General features: G+C 70.1%; 15 protein-coding genes. 3 read left to right on the forward strand and 12 right to left on the reverse strand.

Going from position 1 to position 14,438, the window contains the following annotated elements:
* Position 1: 1 nt before the first annotated feature.
* The 12 genes from nuoK to HQ603_RS14945 form a co-directional block, all read right to left on the reverse strand.
* The gene (nuoK, locus tag HQ603_RS14890; protein WP_068149108.1) at positions 2 to 301 is read right to left on the reverse strand and encodes an NADH-quinone oxidoreductase subunit NuoK; all 300 of its coding nucleotides are present in this window, start codon (positions 299 to 301) and stop codon (positions 2 to 4) included.
* On the reverse strand, positions 298 to 1,032 hold the full coding sequence (locus HQ603_RS14895; RefSeq protein ID WP_222685406.1) for an NADH-quinone oxidoreductase subunit J: 735 nt from the start codon (positions 1,030 to 1,032) through the stop codon (positions 298 to 300). Before HQ603_RS14895 ends, nuoK begins: the two co-directional genes overlap by 4 nt.
* Positions 1,029 to 1,535: an NADH-quinone oxidoreductase subunit NuoI gene (gene nuoI / locus HQ603_RS14900; protein WP_222685408.1), complete on the reverse strand. Its 507-nt coding sequence runs from the start codon at positions 1,533 to 1,535 to the stop codon at positions 1,029 to 1,031. Before nuoI ends, HQ603_RS14895 begins: the two co-directional genes overlap by 4 nt.
* Positions 1,525 to 2,808, reverse strand: coding sequence for an NADH-quinone oxidoreductase subunit NuoH (gene nuoH / locus HQ603_RS14905; protein ID WP_222685410.1), 1,284 nt, complete (start codon positions 2,806 to 2,808; stop codon positions 1,525 to 1,527). Before nuoH ends, nuoI begins: the two co-directional genes overlap by 11 nt.
* Complete coding sequence (locus HQ603_RS14910; RefSeq protein ID WP_222685411.1) at positions 2,805 to 5,180, reverse strand: NADH-quinone oxidoreductase subunit G; 2,376 nt, start codon at positions 5,178 to 5,180, stop codon at positions 2,805 to 2,807. Before HQ603_RS14910 ends, nuoH begins: the two co-directional genes overlap by 4 nt.
* Positions 5,177 to 6,493, reverse strand: a complete 1,317-nt coding sequence (gene nuoF, locus HQ603_RS14915) for an NADH-quinone oxidoreductase subunit NuoF (protein ID WP_222685413.1) — start codon at positions 6,491 to 6,493, stop codon at positions 5,177 to 5,179. The genes HQ603_RS14910 and nuoF overlap by 4 nt, the downstream gene beginning before the upstream one ends.
* Positions 6,490 to 7,323 (reverse strand): NADH-quinone oxidoreductase subunit NuoE, encoded by an 834-nt coding sequence (gene nuoE, locus HQ603_RS14920; protein ID WP_222685414.1) that lies wholly within the window; start codon positions 7,321 to 7,323, stop codon positions 6,490 to 6,492. The genes nuoF and nuoE overlap by 4 nt, the downstream gene beginning before the upstream one ends.
* Positions 7,320 to 8,675 (reverse strand): NADH dehydrogenase (quinone) subunit D, encoded by a 1,356-nt coding sequence (gene nuoD, locus HQ603_RS14925; protein WP_222685416.1) that lies wholly within the window; start codon positions 8,673 to 8,675, stop codon positions 7,320 to 7,322. The genes nuoE and nuoD overlap by 4 nt, the downstream gene beginning before the upstream one ends.
* A complete protein-coding gene (locus tag HQ603_RS14930) occupies positions 8,675 to 9,310 on the reverse strand; it encodes an NADH-quinone oxidoreductase subunit C (RefSeq protein ID WP_222685464.1) in 636 nt (211 codons plus the stop codon). The genes nuoD and HQ603_RS14930 overlap by 1 nt, the downstream gene beginning before the upstream one ends.
* 59 nt (positions 9,311 to 9,369) lie before the next feature.
* Positions 9,370 to 9,936, reverse strand: a complete 567-nt coding sequence (locus HQ603_RS14935; RefSeq protein WP_222685417.1) for a NuoB/complex I 20 kDa subunit family protein — start codon at positions 9,934 to 9,936, stop codon at positions 9,370 to 9,372.
* Positions 9,937 to 9,985: 49 nt separating this feature from the next.
* A complete protein-coding gene (locus HQ603_RS14940) occupies positions 9,986 to 10,351 on the reverse strand; it encodes an NADH-quinone oxidoreductase subunit A (protein ID WP_222685419.1) in 366 nt (121 codons plus the stop codon).
* A 257-nt stretch (positions 10,352 to 10,608) separates the two neighbouring features.
* Positions 10,609 to 11,001, reverse strand: a complete 393-nt coding sequence (locus HQ603_RS14945; RefSeq protein WP_222685421.1) for a hypothetical protein — start codon at positions 10,999 to 11,001, stop codon at positions 10,609 to 10,611.
* Between the two features lie 92 nt (positions 11,002 to 11,093).
* Here HQ603_RS14945 and HQ603_RS14950 point away from each other — a divergent pair, with 92 nt between their 5' ends.
* From HQ603_RS14950 to HQ603_RS14960, 3 genes are all read left to right on the forward strand, one after another.
* Positions 11,094 to 11,981, forward strand: a complete 888-nt coding sequence (locus tag HQ603_RS14950; RefSeq protein WP_222685423.1) for a DUF5996 family protein — start codon at positions 11,094 to 11,096, stop codon at positions 11,979 to 11,981.
* 399 nt (positions 11,982 to 12,380) lie between these two features.
* A complete protein-coding gene (locus tag HQ603_RS14955) occupies positions 12,381 to 12,941 on the forward strand; it encodes an ABC transporter ATP-binding protein (protein ID WP_157889678.1) in 561 nt (186 codons plus the stop codon).
* On the forward strand, positions 12,938 to 14,347 hold the full coding sequence (locus HQ603_RS14960; protein WP_222685425.1) for a DUF6297 family protein: 1,410 nt from the start codon (positions 12,938 to 12,940) through the stop codon (positions 14,345 to 14,347). The genes HQ603_RS14955 and HQ603_RS14960 overlap by 4 nt, the downstream gene beginning before the upstream one ends.
* Positions 14,348 to 14,438 lie beyond the last annotated feature (91 nt).

Below are 14,438 nucleotides of genomic sequence, written 5' to 3' on the forward strand. Positions count from 1 at the left end.
GTCAGAACTTCAGCAGACTGTCGTCGTCGACCGAGACGGAGCGACGGGATCGGAAGATGGCCATGATGATCGCCAGGCCCACCACCACCTCGGCGGCCGCGACCACCATGGTGAAGAAGGCGAAGACCTGGCCGTCGACCTCGCTGCGGGTACGGGCCACCGTGACGAAGGCCAGGTTGGCCGCGTTGAGCATCAGCTCCACGCACATGAACACCACGATGGCGTTGCGGCGCAGCAGCACTCCGGACGCGCCGATGGTGAACAACGCCGCGGCGAGGTAGAGGTAGTGGTCGGGATTCACGGCTGCCTCCCGTCCGCCGGGTCGGCGACCGTGTCGGTCGAGGTGCGGAACTGTCGCCCCACCGAGGTGGGCGCCGGGGTGCCGTCGGGCAGTCGCGCCGGCCGGTCCACGCCGTTGTGCCGGGCGTAGACGCCGGGGCTCGGCAGGGGCGTCACGCGATCACCGCGGCGGAACCGCTCCTGCGACAATTGCTTCTGGGTCTTCGCGGTGCCCACCTGGTCACGGTGCGTCAATACCATCGCCCCGATGGTCGCGGTGATGAGCAGGGCGCCGGTCAGCTGGAACGCCCAGACGTAGCGCACGAAGATCAGCTCGGCCAGAGCCTCCACGGTGCCGACGCCCGCGCCCCCGCCGGTGGCGCCCGTGAATCCACCGAACCCGGTGAGCGAGGCGTTGCCCAGGCCGCCGATCAGCAGGATACCGAAGCCGAGTCCGACCACCACTGCCGCCACGCGTTGGCCGCGCAGGTTCTCGGTCAGAGTGTCCGAGGTGTCGACACCCACGAGCATGAGCACGAAGAGGAACAGCATCATCACGGCGCCGGTGTAGACGACGATCTGCACCACGCCGAGGAACACCGCACCCTGGACGATGTAGAACACGGCGAGCATCACCATGGTCGAGGCCAGGAACAGCGCCGAGTACACCGCCTTCGCGGACGCGACCACGCCGAGCGCCGCGATCACGGTGAGGGGAGCCAGAATCCAGAACGTGACCTCTTCGCCGGTCATCGCACGGTTCCGCGGTAGTAGTCCTCGTCGGTGGCACCGTCGGCCATCGGGTGGGGCGGTGCCTCCATGCCGTCGTCGAGTGGGGCGAGCAGCTTGTCCTTGCCGTAGATCAGGTCCTCGCGGTTGTCGTCGGCCATCTCGTACTCGTTGGTCATGGTCAGCGCGCGGGTGGGGCAGGCCTCGATGCAGAGGCCGCAGCCGATGCAGCGGAGATAGTTGATCTGGTAGACGCGCCCGTACCGCTCGCCGGGCGAGAACCGTTCCGCCTCGGTGTTGTTCGCGCCCTCGACGTGGATGGCGTCGGCCGGGCACGCCCAGGCGCACAGCTCGCAGCCGATGCACTTCTCGAGCCCGTCCGCGTAGCGGTTCAGCTGGTGGCGCCCGTGGTACCGAGTCGCGGTGGGCCGCTTCTCCTCCGGGTAGGACTCGGTGTGCGCCTTCTTGAACATCGTCGAGAAGGTCACGCCGAAGCCGGCGAGGGGTCCGGGTCCGTCAGGGGACATCTGCTCGCTCCGTCTCTCGAACTGCGGGTGTTCGGGCGACCCGAGACGGCAACGGCGGCACCGGGAATCCCCCGTCAGCGGCGTCGGACGACGGCGGCGCGGCCCCCGACTGCGCCTCCGTCCGCGGCAGACGCGCACGACGCAGGCGGGTGCGGAGCACCAGAGCCAACGCGAGGGTGAAGACCAGGGACACCGCGACGGTCACCGGCCGGGTGTGCGGCGAATCCGCCACCAGCACGCGGACCACGGCCACCACCATCACCCAGAGCAGTGCCGCGGGGATCAGGACCTTCCAGCCGAAGGCCATGAACTGGTCGTACCGCAGACGCGGGAGGGTGCTGCGCAGCCAGACGAAGACGAACAGGAACGCCCAGACCTTGATGGTGAACCAGAGCACCGGCCACCACCCCTGGTTCGCCCCGTCCCACACGCTGATCGGGAACGGCGCTCGCCAGCCGCCGAGGAAGAGCGTGGTGGCCAGGGCGGACACCGTCACCATGTTCACGTACTCCGCCAGCATGAACATCGCGAACCGCAGGGAGGAGTACTCGGTGTGGAAGCCGCCCACCAGTTCGCCCTCCGCTTCGGGCAGATCGAACGGGGCCCGGTTGGTCTCGCCGACCATCGAGACGACGTAGACGAGGAACGACGGCAGCAGCATCACCACGAACCACAGGCGCTCCTGGGCGGAGACGATGCCGGAGGTGGACATGGTGCCGGCGAACAGGAATACCGCCGCGAAACTCAGGCCCATCGCGACCTCGTAGGAGATCACCTGCGCGGTGGAGCGCAGCGCGCCGAGCAGCGGGTAGGTCGATCCCGACGACCAACCGGCGAGCACGATGCCGTACACCCCGATCGACGTCACGGCCAGCACGTAGAGCACCGCGACCGGCAGGTCGGTCAGCTGCAGCGGCGTGACGTGGCCGAACACCGACACCGTCGGACCGAACGGGATGACGGCGAACGCCATGAACGCCGGGACCACCGAGATCACCGGCGCCAGCAGGTAGATCGGCCGGTCGACCCCCGCCGGGGTCAGCCCCTCCTTGAGGGCCAGCTTGATGCCGTCGGCCACCGACTGCAGCAGCCCCCACGGACCGGTGCGGTTGGGCCCCACCCGCATCTGCATCCACGCCATGACCTTCCGCTCGGCGTAGATGCAGACCAGCGGAGTGAGCACGAGGAACGCGAAGACCGCCAGCGCCTTGCCGACGATCAACCAGATCGGGTCGACACCGAACACGGACAGATCGGGGGACGTCGTGGTCATCGGTCGCCTCCTGTCACCCGCACCGTCGCGCCGGGGCCGACCCCGAGACGGCTCCGGAGCGACGCGCCGGGGGTGTGCAACGGCGCCCACGCCACGCGGTCCGGCATGTCGGTGATCTCGAGCGGGAACGTCACCGCGCCGCGATCGGTCGACAGCGTCACCGGATCGCCGTCGCCGACACCCACCTCGGCGGCCGTCGCCTCCGACATCCGCACGACCGGGGTGCGCGCGGTGCCGGCGAGGGCGTCCTCCCCGTCCTGCAGGCGCCCGTCGTCGAGCAGCATCCGCCAGCCGTCGAGCACGGCGGTGCCGGCCGCGACGGCCGCGACGGCCGGACGCGGGGGTGACACCGGAGCGACCGTCGGTCCGTCGGTGGGGTCCGACCCCAGCCGGTCGAGCTCGGCGAGCGTCGACGCCGGATCGCTGGTTCCCAGCGCATGACCCATCGCGGCGGCGAGCGCGTCCAGCACCCGACCGTCCGGGAGCACCGACGCCACCGGCAGTGCCGCCGGGAAGGCGCGCCGGCGCCCCTCCCAGTCCACGAACGTCCCGGCCTTCCCGGTCACCGGTGCGACGGGGAAGACGACGTCGGCACGATCGGTCAGCTCGGACCGTCGAATGTTCAGCGCCACCACGAATCCCGCGCGGTCCACCGCTCCCCGCAGGGCGTCGGGATCGGGAGCGTCGGCCGCGTCCACCCCGGCCAGCACCAGGGCCGAGTACGACGCGCCCGCCATCGCGGCGGTGTCGCGTCCCGGTGTCGAGGGCAGGTCGGCGACGCCCCACGCGGCGGCCACCGCCCGACGCGCGTCGTCGTCGTCGACCCGACGTCCGCCCGGCAGCAGGGTGGGCAGGGCGCCGGCGTCGAGCGCGCCGCGATCACCGGCCCGACGGGGGACCCAGGCCACGGCCGCACCGGTGGCGTCGGCCGTCTCCGCCGCGGCGGTCGGCAGACCGGGCCTGGCCGCGGCGCGTTCGCCCACCAGGATCACCGCACCCGGCGTCGAGAGCAGCGTCCGCACGTCGTCGGGAAGGGAACGCAGGGCGTCGGCCTCCGCGCCGGGCACCGCCCGCACGACGTCGGCGGACAGCTTGCGCGCCCCGTCGGACCGGTGCGAGGCGACGGTGACGACGCGAGTACGACCGGTGCGCACCGCTTTCCGCAGACGGAGGAAGATCATCGGGCTCTCCTCCTCGGGTTCGAGGGCGAGGAGGAGGACGACCGGTGCGGCGGCGAGATCGGCGTAGGTGACCCCGAGTCCGCGTCCGGCGACGCGGGCGGCGAGGAACTCCGATTCCTCGTCCGAGACGTCACGCATCCGGAAGTCGACGTCGTTGGTACCCAACGCGACCCGCGCGAACTTCGCGTACGCGTAGGCGTCCTCGACGGTCGACCGCCCACCCACCAGCACGCCGGCGTCGCCGCGCGCCCCGGCCAACCCGCGGGCGGCGACGGCCAGCGCCTCGGGCCACGACGCGGGGACGAGCTCGCCGTCCGGCCCGCGCACCTGCGGGGTGGTGAGGCGGTCCGGTTCGGTGAGGTACGCGAACGCCCACCGGCCCTTGTCGCAGTTCCACTCCTCGTTGACCTCGGGATCGTCGCCCGCGAGGCGCCGGAGGACCGTGCCGCGGCGGTGGTCCGTGCGCTGCGCACAGCCACTGGCGCAGTGTTCGCACGCGCTGGGGGTGGACACCAGATCGAAGGGCCGCGCCCGGAACCGGTACGCGGTGTTGGTCAGCGCCCCGACGGGGCAGATCTGCACGGTGTTGCCCGAGAAGTAGGAGCGGAACGGCTCCGCGCCGTAGATGCCGACCTGTTGCAGCGCACCGCGTTCCAGCAGATCGATGAACGGATCACCCGCCACCTGTTCGGAGAAGCGCGTGCAGCGGGCGCAGAGCACGCACCGCTCCCGGTCGAGCAGTACCTCGGTGGAGAGCGGGACGGGCTTCGGGTACGTACGCTTGGTCTCGGTGAAGCGGGACTCCGTGCGGCCGGTCGACATGGCCTGGTTCTGCAGGGGGCACTCGCCGCCCTTGTCGCAGATGGGGCAGTCCAGCGGATGGTTGATGAGCAGCAGTTCCATCACCCCGCGCTGCGCCTTCTCGGCGACCTCCGAGCTGCGTTGGGTGCGGACCACCATGCCGTCGCTGACCGTGGTGGTGCAGGAGGCCAACGGCTTTCGCTGCCCCTCGACGTCCACGAGGCACTGCCGGCACGCCCCGACCGGATCGAGCAGCGGGTGGTCGCAGAACCGCGGCACGGTGATGCCCAGCATCTCCGCGGCGCGGATGACGAGGGTGCCCGCGGGCACGCTGATCGGGACGCCGTCGATGGTGAGGTCCACCGTCCGGGTCTCGGGCGCGGCGGTCATGCCGGTACTCCGGCCATCAGGGTCGAGGCGTGGGGGTCGAACGGACACCCGCCGCCGCGCACGTGCTCGAGGTACTCCTCGCGGAAGTACCTCACCGAGGACACGATGGGGCTCGCCGCGCCGTCGCCCAACGCGCAGAACGACTTTCCGAGGATGCTGTCGGCCACGTCCAGGAGCTTCTGCAGATCGTCCTCGGACGCCGTGCCCTCCTCCATCCGCGCCAGGATCTGCACCAGCCAGTAGGTGCCCTCCCGGCACGGGGTGCACTTGCCGCACGATTCGTGGGCGTAGAACTCGCTCCACCGCCGCACCGCACGGACGACGCACGTGGTCTCGTCGAAGACCTGCAACGCCTTGGTCCCCAGCATGGACCCGGCCGCGGCGACCCCCTCGTAGTCCAGCGGCACGTCGAGATGCTCGGCGGTGAAGATCGGCGTCGAGGACCCGCCCGGCGTCCAGAACTTCAGCTCGTGCCCGGCGCGCACGCCCCCGGCATGACCGAGCAACTCGCGCAGCGTGATGCCGAGCGGCGCCTCGTACTGGCCGGGCCGCTCGACGTGGCCCGAGAGGGAGTACAGGGTGAACCCGGGCGACTTCTCGCTGCCCATCGAACGGAACCAGTCCACCCCGTTGGCCAGGATCGACGGCACGCTCGCGATCGACTCGACGTTGTTGACCACCGTCGGGCCCGCGTACAGACCGGCGACGGCGGGGAACGGCGGACGCAGCCGGGGCTGGCCGCGTCGGCCCTCGAGCGAGTCGAGCAGCGCGGTCTCCTCGCCGCAGATGTAGGCACCCGCGCCCGCGTGGACCACGAGCTCGAGGTCGAACCCGGAGCCGAGGACGTCGGTGCCGAGGAAGCCGGCGTCGTACGCCTCCGCCACCGCGGTCTGCAGGCGACGCAGAACCGGCACCACCTCGCCGCGCAGATAGACGAACGCGCGCGAGGACCGAATGGCGTACGCCGCGATGATCATGCCCTCGATCAGCGCGTGCGGAGTCGCCAGGAGCAGCGGCATGTCCTTGCACGTTCCGGGCTCGGACTCGTCGGCGTTCACCACCAGGTAGTGCGGCACCGACTGGTCCGCCGGCGTCGGGCCGTCCTGCGGGATGAAGCTCCACTTGACGCCGGTGGGGAACCCCGCCCCGCCGCGACCCCGCAACCCGGCGTCCTTCACCAGGGCGATGACCTCGTCGGGCGTCCGGGCCAGAGTCGCGGCCAACCCGTCGTATCCGCCGTGCTCGCGGTAGGTGTCGAGCGTCCAGGAACGCGGGTGGTCCCAGTAGCGGCTGAGCACCGGAGTGAGCGTCATCGCAACCCTTTCCCGGGAACGTCGGCGGACGGCGCGGGCGCCGGCTCGTCGGGGGTGGAATCGGTCGCCACGTCCGGTGGCTCCGGCGGTGTCGACGGGCCGGGCCGCGCCGGATCCGGTGCGGACAGGCCGCTCTCGCGCGCCACCCGCAGTCCGGCCAGCGTCGCCTCGCCCGCCGTGGCGGCGTCGTCGGCACCCGGCCGCGGGTCGGGGAATCCGGCGAGGATGCGGGAGGTCTCCCGGAACGTGCACAGCGTGGTGCCGCGGGTGGGGGTGACCGGGCGTCCGGACCGCAGGTCGTCGACCAGGGTGCGCGCCGACTCCGGTGTCTGGTTGTCGAAGAACTCCCAGTTGACCATGATCACCGGCGCGTAGTCGCAGGCCGCGTTGCACTCGATGTGCTCGAGGGTGACCGCACCCGGATCGTCGGCCAGATGCTCGGTGAGCGCGGCGTGGATCGCGTCGCCGCCCATCACCGCGCACAGGGTGTTGGTGCACACGCCCACCAGGTAGTCGCCCGTGGGCTCGCGACGATACATCGAGTAGAACGTGGCGACGGCGGCCACCTCGGCTCCGGTGAGATCGAGGGTGTGCGAGACGAAGTCGATCGCCGCGGGGGTGAGGTAGCCGTCCTCGGCCTGCAGCAGATGCAGGAGCGGGATGATCGCCGACCGGGGGCGGGGGTAGCGCGCGACGACGGTGGCCGCGTCCCGCTCGAGCCGGGCGCGCACGTCGGGCGGATACGTCCGCCGGGCGCCGGGCTGCACCAGCTGCACGCGCTCCGCGGGGGCCGGACCGAACGGCACCAGGACCGGCTCGCGCCCGCTCATCGGTCCACCCCGCCCATGACGGGGTCGATGCTGGCGACCGCGGCGATGACGTCGGAGACCATGCCGCCCTCGCACATGGCCGCGACGGCCTGGAGGTTGGTGAAGGACGGGTCGCGGAAGTGCACCCGGTACGGGCGGGTGCCGCCGTCGGAGACCAGGTGCACGCCCAGCTCGCCGCGCGGGGACTCCACTGCGGAGTACACCTGGCCGGCGGGCACCCGGATGCCCTCGGTGACCAGCTTGAAGTGATGGATGAGCGATTCCATCGACCCGTCCATGATGGTGCGCACGTGGTCGCGGGACTGGCCGAGCCCGTCGGCCTCGGAGACCAGGTGCGCGGGCCACGCCACCTTGCGGTCGGTGACCATCACGGGCCCGGGACGCAGGGCGTCCAGACACTGCTCGACGATCTTCAGCGATTCCTTCATCTCGTCCACCCGGATGAGATAGCGGGCGTAGCAGTCGGATTCGGATTCGGTGACCACGTCGAACTCGTAGTTCTCGTAGCCGCAGTACGGCTCGGCGCGGCGCAGGTCGTACGGGAGGCCGGTGGCCCGCAGGCACGGCCCGGTCACGCCGAGCGCCATGCACCCGGTGAGGTCGAGGAAACCGATGCCGCGCGTGCGGCCCTTCCAGATGGGGTTGTCGTCGAGCATCGCGCTCATGTCGCGTAGGCGAACGGGCAACAGGGTCAGCAGTTCTCGGATCTTGGGGACCGCGTCGCTCGGCAGGTCCATCGCGACGCCGCCGGGGCGGACGAAGGCGTGGTTCATCCGCAGGCCGGTGATCGTCTCGAAGATGTCGAGGATCAGCTCCCGCTCGCGGAAGCCGAACAGCATGGCCGTGACCGCGCCGAGTTCCATGCCGCCCGTGGCCAGAGCGACGAGGTGCGAGGAGATCCGATTCAGCTCCATCAGCAGGACGCGGATCACGGACGCACGCTCGGGGACGTCGTCGGTGATCCCGAGCAGCTTCTCCACGCCCAGGCAGTACGCCGTCTCGTTGAAGAACGGCGACAGGTAGTCCATGCGGGTGACGAAGGTGACCGCCTGCGTCCACGTGCGGAATTCCAGGTTCTTCTCGATCCCGGTGTGCAGGTAGCCGATTCCGCAGCGGGCCTCGGTGACCGTCTCGCCCTCGATCTCGAGGATCAGCCGCAGCACGCCGTGCGTGGACGGGTGCTGCGGACCCATGTTGACGATGATGCGCTCGTCCCCGGCGGAGCTCGCGAGGTCGGCGATCTCGTCCCAGTCCTGCCCGCCGGCCGTGTAGACGGTCGGCTCGGGCCGTGTGTCGGTCCTCGTGTCGGCGCTCGTGTCTCCCGCGGTGCCGGTGGCCTGCTGCGTCGTCATCAGGAGTAGGACCTCCGCTGGTCGGGGGGTGGGACCGTGGCGCCGTGGAACTGGACGTCGATGCCGCCCAGCGGATAGTCCTTGCGCTGCGGATGTCCCTCCCAGTCGTCGGGCATCTCGATGCGCGTCAGGGACGGGTGTCCGTCGAACACGATGCCGAAGAAGTCGTACGTCTCGCGCTCGTGCCAGTCGTTGGTCGGATAGATCCCGCACGACGACGGCACGTGCGGATCGGCGTCGGGAACCGAGACCTCCACGCGCACACGGCGACCGTGGGTGATCGAGGAGAGGTGGTAGACCGCGTGCAGTTCCCGGCCCGGGTCGGCGGGGACGTGGACGCCGCTGACCCCGAGGCAGAGTTCGAACCGCAGCGAGTCGGTGTCCCGCAGCGCGGACAACACCGCGGGCAGACGGTCGCGCGCGACGTGGACGGTGAGTTCGCCGCGGTGGACGACGACGCGTTCGACGGCGTCGGTCGCGGTGGGTCCCAGCGCCTCCTGCAGCGCCCCCTCCAGGGCGTCCATGACGGTGTCGAACGGCTCGCCGTACGGCCGAGATGCGGTGTCGTGTCGGGGCGCCGGGGGTGCGAGGCGTCCGTAACCGGACGTGTCGCCGGAGCCGCGCACGCCGAACATGCCCCGCGGTGTCACGGGGGCGGCGGGCCCGGTGGGGCCGGTGGGGCCGGTCGGGCCCGTCACCGCGGGACCGCCGGCAGGTCGAGGAACGTCGGGTCCGTGCCGGGCACCGAGAGAGCCGCGGCTTCCGCCTCCCGCACCGCCCGCTCCCGGTCGACGCCGAGGGGCATCCGGGCGATGGAGGCGTGCAGGGTGAGGATCGCGTTGATGAGCATCTCCGGCCGGGGCGGGCAGCCGGGGAGGTAGATGTCGACGGGGACGACGTGATCGACGCCCTGCACCACGGCGTAGTTGTTGAACATCCCGCCCGAGGAGGCGCAGACCCCCATGGCCAGAACCCATTTGGGCTCCGCCATCTGGTCGTAGACCTGGCGGAGGACGGGCGCCATCTTCTGACTGACCCGGCCGGCGACGATCATGAGGTCGGCCTGGCGCGGCGACGCGCGGAACGCTTCCATGCCGAACCGGGCGAGGTCGAAGCGGCCCGAGGTGGTGGCCATCATCTCGATGGCGCAGCAGGCGAGTCCGAAGGTGGCCGGCCACAGCGACCCCTTGCGGGCGAAGCCGGCCAGCCCCTCGACGGTGGTCAGCAGGAAGCCGCTCGGCAGCTTCTCCTCGACACCCATGCGCACCTCACCTTTCACGGACCCGTCGCGGACCCGAGCTCGGTCCCGGTCAGTCCCAGCTCAGACCCCCGCGTCGCCACTCGTACGCGTAGGCGACGGAGACGTTGACGACGAACAACCCCATGGCGAGCAACCCGAACACGCCGAGTGCCTCGAGATGCACGGCCCAGGGGTAGAGGAAGACGATCTCGATGTCGAAGATGATGAAAAGCATTGCGGTCAGGTAGAACTTGACCGGGAATCGGCCGCCGCCGGGGCGCTGGGGAGTGGGCGCGACGCCGCACTCGTAGGCCTCGAGCTTCGCCCGGTTGTACCGCCGGGGACCCACCGCCGACGCCACGAACACCGAGAACCCCGCGAACGCAACGGCTATCGCACCGAGAACCAGAATCGGAACGTATGCGTCGGCGTTCACCGCTCACTCCTGCCCGTGTCGAAGGTGGTGACCTCTTCTCACGTGATCCGAGTCACACACTAGGACGTTCCCGTCGCGGGCGGTTCGGTTTCACCACTCCGTTTCGCCGGCGGCGTCGGATCGTGACCTTCGCGCGGGCCGTTAGCCGACGCGTCAGGTGTGCTGTCGCAACAGCGTGCTCAGGTGTGCTGTCGCAACAGCGTGCTCAGGTGTGCTGTCGCAACAGCGTGCTCAGGTGTGCTGTCGCAACAGCGTGCTCAGGTGTGCTGTCGCAACAGCGCCGTGACCGCGCGGCCCAGCTCGAACGGGTCGATAGGGTGGGAGACCACCGCGTCCGCCCGCGACCAGTCGGCCAACCAGGCGTCCTGCGGCCGACCGGTGAGCACCAGGAGCGGCGGGCAGACCTCGACCTCGTCGCGCACCTGCTTGGCCAGCCCCATGCCACCGACCGGTGCGGCCTCGCCGTCGAGGATCGCGAGGTCCACGGTGCCGGTGTCGAGATGCCGGACCACCATGGGGCCCGTCGCGACGTCGAGATACGTCACCGGCGGGAGATCGGGGTGCGGCCGGGTGCCGAGGGCGGCGTGCACCAGCGCGCGCGTCTCGGCGCGACTGCTGTAGACCAGCACCGTCACCGACTCGTCCGTCACCTGCCCGACGCTAGCGGACCGGCCCGGATCTTCGGTGCAGTTCTCCACGCCCACGGGGGATTTCTGCACCGAACCGTGATTGGATTCGCGGTGTGACGAACGAATTCTGGCCTGCGCTCGAGGTGGAGTCCTGGCAGGACACCCGCGACACCCTGCAGATGTGGACGCAGATCGTCGGCAAGGTGCGCATGGCGCTCGCGCCGCCGGTGAACCACTGGTGGGGCGTCACCCTCTACGTCGACGCGACGGGTCTGACCACGTCGCTGATGCCGTACCGCGACGGCGGCCTCGAGATCCGCTTCGACTTCGTCGAGCACGCGCTGATCGCCACGACGACGCGCGGCGAGACCCGCCGCGTCGACCTGCGCCCCATGACCGTCGCCGACTTCCACCGGGAGTTCGACGCGATGCTGCGGGCTCTCGACGTCGAGGTCACCTATCGCCCCGTGCCGGTGGAACTCGAGACGGCCGTCCCCTTCGCCGAGGACACCGTCCACGCGAGCTACGACGCCGAGGCGGTCACCCGGTTCTGGCGCTCCCTGGTCTCGGCGGATCGGGTTTTCTCCCGGTTCCGCGCGGAGTTCGACGGCAAGTCCAGTCCGTCGCACTTCTTCTGGGGCGCGTTCGATCTGGCCGTCACGCGGTTCTCCGGTCGCCCCGCGCCCACCCATCCCGGCGGCATCCCCAACTGCCCCGACTGGGTCATGCACGAGGCGTACCGCGCCGAGCTCTCGAGCGCCGGCTACTGGCCCGGCGGCGCGTCGGAAGGCGTGTTCTACTCCTACGCCTACCCGCAGCCCGACGGGTTCGCCGAGGCCGCCGTGAGCCCGGCCGCCGCGTGCTGGGACTCCGCTCTGGGCGAGTTCGTCCTGCCCTACGCCGACGTCCGTCGGGCCGACGATCCCGATGCCCTGCTGCTCGACTTCCTGCGCAGCACCGCCGCCGTCGCTGCGGAACTCGCCGACTGGCCTCGCGCCTGACGGGGTGGGCCCGACGATGGCGTAGGTCACCGTGACACCGGTGCCCGCCGCCTCCCCGTCGTAGCCGCGGGAGCGTTGACGTGGCGAGCCAACGCGCACTCAACGCAGACTGGGACAAATCGCCCACTTCGTCGCAGCTGTTGCCGACGTGCACCCCGTCTCGTAGCGTGTGGTCTGTACTTACCGACACGAACTGTCATCGCACGGTGATCTCGGATGCGCGCTCTTGCGCCAAGTTTCGACACATTCACCTGAGCGGACGAACCGGCTTCGATCTCGCCGACACCGTATTCGAGTCGGGCAATGTTAGGAGATGGTGCCGTGAACCACGGTGACGACGTGTTGTTGGCTGTCGAGTCCGTATCGAAAGCCTACAGCGGCACAACGGTTTTCGACAACGTGAGCTTCGATCTCGAGTCGGCATCGGTGACATGGCTGCGGGGCCACAACGGATCCGGGAAGTCCACGTTGCTCAACTGCATCCTCGGTGCCGACGAAGTCGACACCGGAACCATCTCGTGGAAAGGCCACCCCCGTCGCGAGACCGACGCCGCATTCCGTGGCGCGGTCTCTGCCGCGGTGGACTCCAACTCGTACTTCTCCGATGTCAGCGTCATCGAGCACCTTCGACTGATCGCCGTGTGCAACGGGGTGCGGGGCAGTGACGAGGCGGCGCTGCACTGGTGCGACCGGTCCGGTCTCGCCGCCGTCTCAGATGCCCTCCCGGGAGCGTTGTCCAGTGGCCAACGGCAACGGATGGCACTGGCGATGGCGATGATCCGACCGTTCGAGCTGCTGGTACTCGACGAACCCGAACGGCATCTCGATACCGAAGGATGTGCGTGGCTCGCGGACACCCTCGCCGAGTTCGTCGCGGCCGGACGTGCCGTCCTCGCTGCCACCCACGACAGCGCACTGGCCGACTCCATCGCCGGCACGACGATCGAGCTGGGTCAGTGATCGTCGCGTCCACCGTCGAACCCGACACGGCACCCGCGCCGACACCACCGAGCGCCGCGCTCCGACGTGCCCGCCGCCGAAGCGCGGGGCGCCCCGCGACACGGCCGCTGACGACGATCGGGGAGAACGCCGTTGTGTTCGTCGTCCTCATCGGCGTCGCGATCCAGGGGTACCGGGGCTTCGTTCATCTGATGACGCACCGCGCGGTCACCGTCGGTGTCCTTCCGGAGCTTCTCGTGCTCGCCGCACTCCTGACCGTGATGCTGACGTCGTTCGCGGTCGTCGGGCCTCTCGCCGCCAGCAAGCCGTTCTCGGATCTGATCGTCTCGACGGCCGCGGGCCGCGGCCTAGTCCTGAGGCGCCGCTTCGTCGGCTTGGTCGCTGCCGTCTTCGTTTCTACGTCGGGCCCCACCTGGCTCGCAGCGACGACTCCGCTGAGCGTCCTCGCGTCCCTGACGGCGGTAATCGTCGGCTGCGCGTCGATGATCGTCGTAGCAGCCGCGGTGATCATCCAGTCGTTGCCGGTCTCCGGCGACAGTGTCGTCAGGTGGTCGTCGATCGGGGGGTCTCTGACGACCGTGGCCGCGGCGATCGCGGTTCACCACCCGTCGCCGTTGTCCGTGCCCGCGGCAGCGGACCCCGGGGTCTGGTTGGTGAGCGTTGCGCTCGCGGTCCTGGCGCTCGCAGTGAGTGCTGTCGCAGGTTCGCGTCTGCACTGCATCACCCGCCGTGCTCTCGACGATTCGGGATCGGCTGCGGCGGCCGTAGGGGCGAGCCTGCAGTGGATGGACGGATCGCTGCTCTTCGGGGTCATCGAGGATCGGTGGTGGCGGCGGGTCGGTTGCGTCCGCAGTGTCCGGTTGCCCGAGTCCACTGCTCTTGCACTCGTGCGACTCGACCTCGCGCGGCCGCTGCGCCGACCCGGTTGGGTGTTTGGTTGGGTCATCGTCGCCGCCGGCGCCCATGCCTTGTGGTTCGGGGTCTCCCCGCTATTGGGACTGCTCGCCGCGGTCGGGTTCGGGTACACCGCCGTCTCGCCGTTCGCTCGGGGGCTCCGGCAGGTCCACACGAGCCCGGCGCTGCGCAGGTTGTTCGCGCACTCGAACCGCTACCTGTATCTCGTGCATTCGGTCGTCCCCACCTTCGCCGCCATCGTCTGGGCTGCGCTCATGTGCCTGGTGACACCCATCACGGTGGGGATGGCAATGCTCATCGCGGCGGGGCTCGCGGGATCCGCGCTACGCGCCGCGACCCGGCCGCCGGTCGACTTCGGCGGCCCCGTCGTGGACAGCCCATTCGGCCTGCTACCGGTCTCGCTCATCGCAAGCGTCACCCGAGGTCTCGACCTGTGGTTGGTGACGATGGCCGTCGTCACCGCCCTGGCTCTGACGGCGGGATTGGCATGAGTGAATTGCTCATCTCGAAACGGGACTCACGGCTGATCGACGAATCCAATGAGATCCTGGCGTTGCTGAACCACCTCTCGTAGAGCGGGCC

The organism is Rhodococcoides corynebacterioides (genome assembly GCF_019834675.1).
GTDB lineage: Bacteria > Actinomycetota > Actinomycetes > Mycobacteriales > Mycobacteriaceae > Rhodococcoides > Rhodococcoides corynebacterioides_A.

Coding starts and splice junctions, on each gene's coding strand:
- nuoI (WP_222685408.1), bottom strand. CDS start 1,535: ATGTCCCCTGACGGACCCGGACCCCTCGCCGGCTTCGGCGTGACCTTC.
- nuoF (WP_222685413.1), bottom strand. CDS start 6,493: ATGACGCTCACTCCGGTGCTCAGCCGCTACTGGGACCACCCGCGTTCC.
- nuoE (WP_222685414.1), bottom strand. CDS start 7,323: ATGAGCGGGCGCGAGCCGGTCCTGGTGCCGTTCGGTCCGGCCCCCGCG.
- HQ603_RS14930 (WP_222685464.1), bottom strand. CDS start 9,310: ATGTTCGGCGTGCGCGGCTCCGGCGACACGTCCGGTTACGGACGCCTC.
- HQ603_RS14910 (WP_222685411.1), bottom strand. CDS start 5,180: ATGACCGCCGCGCCCGAGACCCGGACGGTGGACCTCACCATCGACGGC.
- nuoH (WP_222685410.1), bottom strand. CDS start 2,808: ATGACCACGACGTCCCCCGATCTGTCCGTGTTCGGTGTCGACCCGATC.
- HQ603_RS14895 (WP_222685406.1), bottom strand. CDS start 1,032: ATGACCGGCGAAGAGGTCACGTTCTGGATTCTGGCTCCCCTCACCGTG.
- nuoD (WP_222685416.1), bottom strand. CDS start 8,675: ATGACGACGCAGCAGGCCACCGGCACCGCGGGAGACACGAGCGCCGAC.
- HQ603_RS14935 (WP_222685417.1), bottom strand. CDS start 9,936: ATGGGTGTCGAGGAGAAGCTGCCGAGCGGCTTCCTGCTGACCACCGTC.